This window comes from Vibrio sp. 10N.261.52.A1, from assembly GCF_002876325.1.
Lineage (GTDB): Bacteria > Pseudomonadota > Gammaproteobacteria > Enterobacterales > Vibrionaceae > Vibrio > Vibrio chagasii.
Window position 1 is genome coordinate 1 of the sequence record NZ_MCYD01000717.1, and the last position, 10,120, is coordinate 10,120.

Annotated in this window: 7 protein-coding genes and 1 pseudogene; 2 read left to right on the forward strand and 6 right to left on the reverse strand. The window is 47.4% G+C overall.

What is annotated here, in order from left to right; translation table 11 throughout:
• Window positions 1–852, forward strand: an 852-nt coding sequence (gene pfkB / locus BCT81_RS14355; protein WP_102424855.1) for a 1-phosphofructokinase, incomplete at its 5' end; no start/stop codon positions are given.
• 15 nt (window positions 853–867) lie between these two features.
• On the forward strand, window positions 868–2,631 hold the full coding sequence (gene fruA / locus BCT81_RS14360) for a PTS fructose transporter subunit IIBC (protein WP_102424856.1): 1,764 nt from the start codon (window positions 868–870) through the stop codon (window positions 2,629–2,631).
• A gap of 77 nt (window positions 2,632–2,708) precedes the next feature.
• Here fruA and BCT81_RS14365 read toward each other — a convergent pair whose 3' ends face one another.
• From BCT81_RS14365 to BCT81_RS14390, 6 genes and pseudogenes are all read right to left on the reverse strand, one after another.
• Entirely contained in the window at window positions 2,709–3,743 is a 1,035-nt protein-coding gene (locus tag BCT81_RS14365) for an AraC family transcriptional regulator (protein ID WP_102424857.1), read from the reverse strand.
• Window positions 3,740–6,889 (reverse strand): efflux RND transporter permease subunit, encoded by a 3,150-nt coding sequence (locus BCT81_RS14370; protein ID WP_102424858.1) that lies wholly within the window; start codon window positions 6,887–6,889, stop codon window positions 3,740–3,742. The genes BCT81_RS14365 and BCT81_RS14370 overlap by 4 nt, the downstream gene beginning before the upstream one ends.
• On the reverse strand, window positions 6,886–8,061 hold the full coding sequence (locus BCT81_RS14375; RefSeq protein ID WP_102424859.1) for an efflux RND transporter periplasmic adaptor subunit: 1,176 nt from the start codon (window positions 8,059–8,061) through the stop codon (window positions 6,886–6,888). The genes BCT81_RS14370 and BCT81_RS14375 overlap by 4 nt, the downstream gene beginning before the upstream one ends.
• Complete coding sequence (locus tag BCT81_RS14380) at window positions 8,051–8,977, reverse strand: ABC transporter six-transmembrane domain-containing protein (protein WP_198596900.1); 927 nt, start codon at window positions 8,975–8,977, stop codon at window positions 8,051–8,053. Before BCT81_RS14380 ends, BCT81_RS14375 begins: the two co-directional genes overlap by 11 nt.
• Before the next feature lie 239 nt (window positions 8,978–9,216).
• Entirely contained in the window at window positions 9,217–9,540 is a 324-nt protein-coding gene (locus BCT81_RS14385) for a DOPA 4,5-dioxygenase family protein (RefSeq protein WP_004740273.1), read from the reverse strand.
• Between the two features lie 213 nt (window positions 9,541–9,753).
• Window positions 9,754–10,120: pseudogene (locus BCT81_RS14390) on the reverse strand (NAD(P)/FAD-dependent oxidoreductase); the annotation flags it as partial.

Genomic DNA, 10,120 nt, shown 5'->3' on the forward strand with positions numbered 1-10,120 from the left:
GGCAAAGGCGTAAACGTAGCAAAAGTACTTTCTGAGCTTGGCGCTAAAGTGACCGTAACAGGTTTCCTTGGTCGCAATAACGAAGAGGCCTTCTGCCAACTGTTCGAACAAATGAGCGCAACAGACCGTTTCATCCGTGTTGATGGCGCAACTCGCATCAACGTGAAACTGGTAGAGAACTCTGGCCAAGTAAGCGACATCAACTTCCCTGGTGTTCCTGTTAATGCTGACGCGATTAAAGCGTTTGAAGAAACCTTGCTAGAACTGGCTGAAACACACGATTATTTCGTGATTGCGGGCAGCTTGCCACAAGGCGTATCACCAGAGCTGTGCGCTTCTTGGGTACAACGCTTACGTGACCTAGGCAAAAAGGTTCTTTTCGACAGCAGCCGTGATGCACTTAAAGCTGGTATCAATGCACAGCCTTGGTTGATAAAGCCGAACGATGAAGAGCTGTCTCAGCTATTCAATGCTGAACTGACAACGCGTGACCAATGCCAACACGCAGGCCAAGCCCTGAGTGAAAAAGGCATCGACAACATCGTGGTATCTCTAGGAGCTGAAGGCGTTATGTGGCTGAACCAAGGTGAATGGTTACACGCTCAGCCACCACGCATGCAAGTAGTGAGCACAGTAGGCGCAGGCGATACCTTAGTTGCTGGTCTATGTTGGGGTCACATGCAGCAAATGCCAAAACCAGAACTTATCAAATTCGCAACCGCCCTATCTGCTCTAGCCGTTTCGCAGGTAGGTGTCGGTGTAACCAGCCAACAAGAGCTGGATTCAGTACTACAAAATATCCAATTACAGGTGCTTGGTGCTCCAACTAACCAGTTAGACACAAGCAAATAGGACAAAAGGTTTATTATGAATATTACCATTATCACAGCTTGCCCAAGTGGCGTAGCAAACAGCATCATCGCAGCAGGCTTGTTAGAGCAAGCAACAAAAGCACTGGGTTGGAACGCCGCTATTGAGTGCCAATCAAGCGTGCTGCCTGAATCTCCAGTATCACAAGACGCTATCGACAGCTGTGACGTTGTGGTTATTGCAGCGAACACAAACGTTGATAAAACACGTTTCGTGGGCAAAAAAGTTTACCAAGCAGCTATCTCTGAGTGCACTTCAGATGCAAAAGCATTTCTAGAGAAAGCGGTAGCAGAAGCAACAGTATTAGACGCTTCTCAAGTTGAAAGCACTGCTGAAGTAACGGGTACTTCAGTAAACTCTTCTACAACAGCCAGCACAGGCAGCAAAAAGATCGTTGCGATTACCGCTTGTCCAACAGGTGTTGCACATACCTTCATGGCAGCGGAAGCGCTTGAAGCAGAAGGTAAACGCCTAGGTCACCAAATCAAAGTGGAAACTCGCGGCTCTGTAGGTGCGAAAAACCAACTAACAGACCAAGAAATCGCAGACGCTGACCTAGTTATCATCGCAGCCGACATCGACGTTCCACTGGATCGTTTCAATGGTAAGCCTCTTTACAAAACAACAACTGGCCCAGCTCTTAAGAAAACTAAGCAAGAAGTTGAGAAAGCGTTCGCTGAAGCTAAGCCATACCAACACACAGCCTCTTCTTCACAAGCAGCACCTGCTGATGAGAAAAAAGGCGTGTACAAGCACCTAATGACAGGTGTATCTCACATGCTTCCTGTGGTTGTTGCTGGTGGTTTGATCATCGCACTCTCTTTCGTATTCGGCATCGAAGCGTTTAAAGAAGAAGGCACACTGGCAGCTGCACTGATGACTATCGGTGGTGGTTCTGCATTCGCACTGATGATTCCTGTTCTTGCTGGTTTCATTGCATTCTCGATTGCTGACCGTCCTGGTCTGGCTCCTGGTCTAATCGGCGGTATGCTGGCTAGTTCAACAGGCGCAGGCTTCCTAGGTGGTATCGCGGCGGGTTTCATTGCAGGTTACTCTGCGAAGTTCATTGCCGACAAAGTTCAACTTCCACAATCTATGGAAGCGCTTAAACCAATCCTGATCATTCCGTTTATCGCGAGCTTGTTCACTGGCCTTGTGATGGTTTACATCGTAGGTGGTCCTGTTTCTGGCGTAATGAGCGCAATGACAGACTTCCTAAACAACATGGGTACGTCTAACGCGATTCTTCTAGGTGTGATTCTAGGTGCAATGATGTGTTTCGACCTTGGTGGCCCGGTAAACAAAGCCGCTTACACATTCGGTGTTGGTCTATTGGCTTCGCAAACTTACGCACCAATGGCAGCTATCATGGCAGCAGGTATGGTTCCTGCTCTAGGTATGGGTCTTGCGACTTTCCTAGTGAAAGACAAGTTTGAAGCAGGCGAGCGTGAAGCAGGTAAAGCATCATTCGTTCTTGGCCTATGTTTCATCTCTGAAGGTGCGATTCCATTCGCAGCGAAAGACCCAATGCGTGTTATCCCGGCATGTATGGCAGGTGGTGCACTAACTGGTGCTCTATCAATGATGTTTGGTGCACAGCTGATGGCTCCACACGGCGGTCTATTCGTACTACTGATTCCTGGCGCTATCTCTCCAGTACTTATGTACCTAGTAGCGATTGCAGCAGGTACGCTAGTAACAGGCTTTGGCTACGCAGCACTTAAAAAGATGAGCGGCTCTAAAGTAACGGCAGAGGCTTAATCCCCCTACTCTGTTAAGCTCCTTCTATAAAGCGGCTTATCATTAAACAAAGGCTCCTCATATGAGGAGCCTTTTTGTTATTCGCTATCTTGGGTCGTTAAAATGGGCAACTGGAAAGAGAAAGTCACCCCTTCTACATCGTCATCATCTATATGGCGAATCATCTCCACTAAATAGCCGTTCACGTCTAACTGCAAGCCTTGTTGCTTAACCGCGTTAAACAGCGCTTCTAAAGCCGTGCTGTAGGCGACATCGGAAACCAGATACACATCGCTACACAAGTAGTATCCTTCTGGAATGATCATATCGTAACGCTCTTTAGCCACTTGCCAGTTACCGATTTCAGCGTCTATGTCGTCCCACTTGTTTCTCATCTGCTTAATTGGTGTTGTGCCCATGAGTTGTGTTGATTTCAGACCGTACATTTCAAACACGGTATCCCAATCAGGATCGTCCAATTTGAGCTTCTGCATACCGCGCTCTGGATACCAAACTAATTCTGTCGGCATCGACTTAACCAGCTCTTTTTCGATGGAAGACTGCACCCCCGGATGTGCCAATCTCTGGATGAAATCGGCAGTCTCCTTGGGAGTCGCGTTGTAACCCATTTCTCGAATGTGCTTTGCCGTCACGCCCAACTCACGCTTGAGCGCCTTGCCTAACGACTGTGATGATGAGAATCCACAATACTGAGCTATCTCAATAACGCTCCATGGCTCGTCATTGATCAACAGGCTAACCGCAATCTGTAGACGCACTCGGCTCAGGTACTGCCCCGGCGTTTCATTAAACAGCTCTGTAAACTGACGATGAAAGTGGTATGGCGAAATTGCGCTTTCGGTTGCGATCTCTTCCCAAGTACGACGTTCACCCCACTCTTCATGCATTAAATTAAGTGCATGGCTAAAGCGTTTTTGGAGGTGCTCTGGCAAAGATTCCACTAACGCAATCTCAGGCACCAGCTTAAAGCCAGGTACTGATTGATAGTCAGGTTTGCTCTGTTGCGTCATACGGTCTTTGTTCTCAGGCATAGAAGCTCTTGTCTCTGTCGACTTGATCGAATTCGATCGCTTGGCTTCACTATCGTCTTTGTCCTTTATAAAATCAATCATGAGCGCTCCAAAGTGAGCTGTGCCTGTACATGTGATTCTTGTTCGACCTGCTCTTTTTCAATAAGCTCTTCAGCTTGAGGCGCTTTTCGGCAAAACAGACCAAGCAACACAGGTATCAAGATCAACGTTACCGCAGTAGCAAACAGTTCACCAAATACCAAGGATACCGCTGCAGGCTTTAGGTATTGTGCTTGTTCTGCCGTTTCACTTAGTAACGGCAACAAGCCACACACAGTGGTTATCGTGGTTAAGAAGATCGCCCTCAAACGGCTGGTGCCCGCAATTACTAACGCCTTCTGAAGTGGCACGCCTTGGCGATATTCCGTATTAAAACGCGTGATCAGCACCAACGAGTCGTTAATCACGATCCCCGTCATGGCCATCATACCGAACATTGAAAGAATGCTGCTCGGCAAGTCCATCAAGTAATGACCAAAAATCGCACCTGCGAATCCAAATGGGATGACTGCCATGATAATCATTGGTTGCCAGTAAGACTTCAAAGGCACCGCCAACAAGATATAGATCATCAGCAGAGTCAGAATCATTGCGGATTTAAAGCCATCCGACACTTCCCCTATCTCTTCAAACTCACCGCCCGCTTTGATGGTTACGCTTGGATATTGAAGGTGCAGAGACTCAATCGTATCTTCAAGTTGCTCACGTGTTTTTTCTGGTGATTGCAGATCACGGTTTTGCTTCCAATAGAGGTTAATCACTTGCTCTCGGTCTCGACGATAAACCACTTGCGGTTCTTGCTCGTGACGGAACTCAGCAATATCACCCATCATCACGCTACCACCGTTCGGCAACATGATAATGGCTTGCTGTAGCTGAGCTAAGGTTCTGCGCTCATCCCTTGGGTATTGCAGCAATACTTTGGTCTCTTGTCCGTTTTCTAAAAGACGATGAACTTCCCTTTCGCCAAATGCTTCGCCTGCAAGTTGAGCTAGCGTGACTTGCGTTAAGCCAAGCTGCTGACCATATTGATTCAGCACTAAGCGAACTTGTGGTAAACCATCCTGACCATCATCGTAAACATCCGAGACACCTTTTAAGGACGCTAAAGTATCTGCTAGCTGTTCACTGACACGAGACGCCAATTCACGATCGTTGGAAGAGATCGTTAAGAATGTGCCACCAGCAGGCTCCTCTGCTGCGCTGAATTTCACCGAGTAAGCGCCTTCAATTTGCCCAGTGATTTCTCGCCATTGCTTCAGCAGTAAATTGCCCGGCAATAAGCTTAAAGATTCATTGGTAAGCTCGGCAGTGACTTCAATTTCCCCATAACCATCTGACCACGCGAGCAGGTTTACGACGGGCTTCTCTTGTAATGGATAATCTTCCATTAAGCCTTTCTCAACCTGGGTCATCGCTTGCTCTACTTGCAACAAAGCTTGGCGCTGCAGTGGTAACGGCGCACCATCTTCTAGCTCAATAACAGCCGTAATGTAACGCCCCGGAATTTCAGGGAACAGCGCACTTCGAATCGCCCCATTCGACCACATGCCATAAGCCAGTGAGATAACCGCGACAAACCCAAGCAAAGACGCCCCTTTGTAACCGAGTGCAAACTCCAATATTGGCTTATAGATGTTGAGATTGAACCACTGCAAACCGCCTTGAGCGGCGTTCTGAACCTTGGCAAAAATACTGGTCGATGGCTTTTTCACTGAAAGCTGAGCCAAGTGTGACGGCAAAATAAATTTGCTTTCAATCAACGAGAAGATCAAAGCGAAGATCACCACGGCCGAAAACCCAGCAAGCACCTTGGCTAACTCATTGTTAATCCAGAGCATTGGAGAAAATGCAGCAATAGTTGTCAACACACCAAATACAGTTGCCACTGAGACGGAATGCACGCCCTGCCAAGCGGCTTTCTTTCCGTTTATATTAGGAGAATAGCCTGTGCTACGCGTCCGTTTTTCATGTATCGCTTCCCCCACAACCACGGCATCATCCACTAGTACTCCGAGTACCAAGATAAAACCAAACAAGGTGATGTCGTTGATGCTGTAGTTAAACCACTGCATTGCGGCAAGCGTCCCTGTGAACGCAATCGGGATGCCCATAGCGACCCAAAACGCGAGCCTAATCTCAAGAAATATCCCAAGTAGGATCAGTACAATTAGTAAGCCTTGCCAGGCGTTTTCGCTCAAACGAAACAGCTGTTCTTCAATGTAAGGCGCCATATCAGCCATGGTATTCAGCTCAATATCCGAAGGTAGAATCGCTCGTTGTGCATCCAGTGTTTCACTGATTGCTTCGCTGACTTTAAGTAGGTTATCGGTTTGGCTAGTACTGACCAACAAAGCGATGGCGTTAGAACCGTTGTTACGCACGATAGAACCACTGAATTGGTAGCCACGGGTTAGCTTGGCAATGTCTCCCAAGCGTATTTCTCCATCACTTCCCGAAATCACGACAAGCTGATTGAGCTTCTGTAAATCATCGGCATAACCGTCACCACGAATCACCATTCGGCCTTTGTCACTAATTAGCTCGCCGCTACGAGACTCAAGTGAGCGCTGCTCAACTAAACCTGCAAGATCTTCCAAGCTCAATCCCAGCGCCTTGAGTTGGTCTGGATCTGGCTCGATCACCAACTGAGGCGTTCGAGTTCCCCAGTTTGAGACCATGGAAATTTGAGGGTTCTTCTTCAGCGCTTGTTCAAGTTGCTTAGCAATAGGTTGTAACTCTTCATCGGTTCTTGGGCCTGACACCACAACAAACGCGGCTAAGTTGGTAAATTCATTGCGCACCACTTGCGGTCTTTCTGCTTGCACGGGAAAGCCGTTGATGGCGTTAACTTGGTTACGAATGTCATCCAACAGCTTGTCTAAGTCTGTGCTGCTGGTTTTACGTACCACGACCCGAGACACGCCAGCACTCGATTGGCTAGTGATCTGTTTGATTCCTGCTATGCCGCTGATCGACTCTTCGATTCGTTGCGTTACGCTCTCATCAATTTGTTGTGCAGTACCGCCAGGATACGCCACAGTAATACTGATTGATGATGGTGCAATTTGCGGGAACGACTCGACACGCAACTGCCCAAACGCCAACACACCGCTGATAACAATCGCCATCATCAACAAATTGGCAGCGACTGGGTTATTAATGAACCATCTTGTCATCCAACTCATTGGTTTGATTCCTTAATCTGTGTGACATCAGATTTACTCGCGAGCATGGCTTCAGAATGGATTCCATTGAACCTAGGCGCGACTTGTTTACCGATAAGCATGGAAGAAAGTGGATACTGCACCACACGGCGAGGCTCATCACTTCGATGATTGAAGCGAATATCAAGCTCTTGGCTGCCTTGACCAATAAGTGTTACCAACTCTTTTCGTAAACGGTCTTCTGTGTCCAACGTCCACACATACCCGTCTCGGGTCATCGCACTCAGAGGTATGCTAATCACATCATCTTGTAGACCTAGGTTAACCACAGCTTGAACCTGCTGATTAGGGAAAAGCCTAGGCTTATCGTGGTAAGGATTTTTAACCGACAGCACGACTTGTCTTTGGCGAGTCACCGAATCCACTTCTGGCGACACATAGCGCACCTTCGCCGGCCATTGGTTCCCAGAACGACTCACGACACGAATGCTCGGCTTAACCAAGGCAGCTTGTACTTGTTGCCAATGCAATTCAGAGATTGGAAGCTCGATATCAATCGAATCACTGGCGGCTAACTCAAAGGTCACTTGCCCCGCCTCTACCCACTCTCTTGGGCTAATGTGGCGTTTCATGACCACAGCATCAAAAGGCGCCGTAATCACTGACTCTTCGACTAGCTTCTTCGCACTGACATACGCCTGTTTTGCTTGTTGCAGGTTAGCTTTCGCTGCAAGCACTTGAGGCTCTCTGCGTGCAAAGGACGAACTTGTTTTTGGGTTGAGCATTTTAAGAGCGACAGTCTGTTCATGCTTAGCCTGTTTCAATTCCAACTCAGCTTGCTTTAACGCACTTAACGCTTGCGCCAAGTTCGCATCAACGGCGCTGGTATCTAACCTCGCCAACACGTCGCCCTTAGTCACTAGCTGTCCCGGTTCAATGTTTTCATTCAGCCACTTAAGTTGCGCACTACTCGACGCTTTAAGTTGAATTGGCCAACGAGCAGCGGTTAAGCCAAGTACCGTTAACGTCGATTCGTGCTGCGAAGGTGTCACCTCCAATACAGAAACCGGTGCCAGTACTGCTTGTTTCTTCACTGGCTCTACTACCTCAGGTTCCAATTCATCGACAACAATCAAGGCAGCAAAGATAGCCGCACAACCGACTAATACCGAAAGTGGCTTTTTAAACTTCATAAGGCATCTCCTTGGTAGCCTGTTGGACAGAGGTATGATTGAGTCGCTGACTGATCTCAGTAAGACGAGAAAGGGTTTGTAGCGTAATTGGCAGCATCACTGCGGTTTCAACAAACTCCAGTGAATAAGTAACGATAGAGAACACTTGTCCTGCAGTCGGCTCGATAAGCTTACTCACCATCCACAAATTGCCCACGACTGCGCCAAACAAAACGGTAAAGATCAGTCCATAGACAATCGCCTCAGTGTCTGAGAGTTTAATTTCACACTGTTTAAGTCGCTCAAAGTGCCAACGAAGCGCGGACAAGCGAACACCGCTCAGCAACTGAACCTGCTGTTCAACTTGATCGTTAAATTGGCCGTTAAGCCGCGCGAAGGTTTGGTGAAACAAACCATAGATGGCGAGCATCGACAGCCCAGCAAACAACATGCAAAGCGCCAATGAGAAATGGAATGTAGAGAGAATCACCACAGTTGCAACAAGCTGCACCACGGCCGTCATCAAAGCGGGTAAGTCGTCTTCTAGGAAATCAACCAGCTCACGCGACATGGTGAGCCGAGCGTCTTTGGTTGATACAGATAAGCCTCGTAGGTTTCGCTCCACGATATTCGCCAGTTTTACACGAATCGCCCCATAAACACGGGTGTCGTAGAAACGACGAACCACGCTGAGAATGACCAGCACAAAGAGGATCAGTGCCAGCATCACCAAAGGCTGGAAGCTTTGGTTTAACACGCCGTCAATGGCGTAACCAATAAACAATGGCAACAGAATAAGCATCACGTTTTCAGCAAGGACCATTAACCAAGTCGCAGCGACCTTTAATGGGTTAAGCCGAATAATCGTTAGCAGAGAGATGGGATGTTTGAATAGCATTATTGAGCCCATAAATGAATATGGCATCAGTATTACCAATTCGGCATGGGAAAAAGTGTCCCAGATTGCTGTATTGGGATATCACATGCAATTCAAGGGCAGCAAACCCTATAGGCGACGAGCTTAATTACATTAGTTAGAGGGAGGTTCAGACAGGAAGGTGGAATCTATCGAAGTGGGTACTGGGATAACTCACCCGACAGAAGAAAACAATGATTCGCTTATGTTTTGTACAAACGTATTGTTTATTAGGTGCACACTGTCGGGCGTAAATTAAATTAGCTACTTAGCGTGTCTTCGAATACACCTAGTTCACGGCCAAGCCAGATCGCACGTACTGTATGGTCTAATGTTTCTTCACCGCCAGTTACAGGGTGAATCAGCACCGACATATCACCGCGTTCTTGCTCAAGCCATTCCACGATGCCTGACTCTTTGTTGGCAAAATGAATCTCAAACATCGGCATTTTATGTGGGCCAACCAAACGTTGTACTAAAGGAAAAACCTCTAATACATCTTTACGCTCAGATAGAATCTTTTGACGAAGTGTTTCTGCTTGCTCTGCAAATCGCAGAGGGAAATAAACATGACCGTGGTACATGGCACCATCCTTTAGAATTATGATGACGCGATTTTATACCTAAATAGCCTGCAATAGCTAAATATTATAAGTCAGCCAAATCAGTACTTACGATTTTAACGATGTATCACAGTTCTAGGATGTCTTTTGCACAAAAGAAAAGCGCCATACATAACCTTATGCATGGCGCTCATTGAAGTAGCAACTTGAGGGTAAGCCTCAAACCTACCTACGTTAGATCTTTTTACTGTATGGGTTTAGTGCACATTTCAGTCTCTTTAATACGACCAATGCGGTCACACGCCCCCAACTAAACAACACTCTTTGATGTAAACGGAAAATAGTGTCGTAAAGGTTCCGCACAAATCGACCACGCAAAAGTACTCTGTCATTCATCAGCGCGCCGACCGCATAGTCATGACCAACCGCTACCAACATACCTCCATCATGGAAAACAAAGGGTCGTAATGCCTTACCTTTCGCTAAACGCTTGAACTGCTGAGCCAAGTGACCCGCGGCTTGATTAGCAGCTTGAGCTCTTGGCGGAACAAAAGAACCATCCGGTTGTGGACACTCTGCACTGTCGCCAATCACAAAGATA

Bases quoted from the DNA above. Each gene is read 5' to 3' on its own strand.
- fruA (WP_102424856.1), top strand. From the start codon at position 868: ATGAATATTACCATTATCACAGCTTGCCCAAGTGGCGTAGCAAACAGC.
- BCT81_RS14365 (WP_102424857.1), bottom strand. From the start codon at position 3,743: ATGATTGATTTTATAAAGGACAAAGACGATAGTGAAGCCAAGCGATCG.
- BCT81_RS14370 (WP_102424858.1), bottom strand. From the start codon at position 6,889: ATGAGTTGGATGACAAGATGGTTCATTAATAACCCAGTCGCTGCCAAT.
- BCT81_RS14375 (WP_102424859.1), bottom strand. From the start codon at position 8,061: ATGAAGTTTAAAAAGCCACTTTCGGTATTAGTCGGTTGTGCGGCTATC.
- BCT81_RS14385 (WP_004740273.1), bottom strand. From the start codon at position 9,540: ATGTACCACGGTCATGTTTATTTCCCTCTGCGATTTGCAGAGCAAGCA.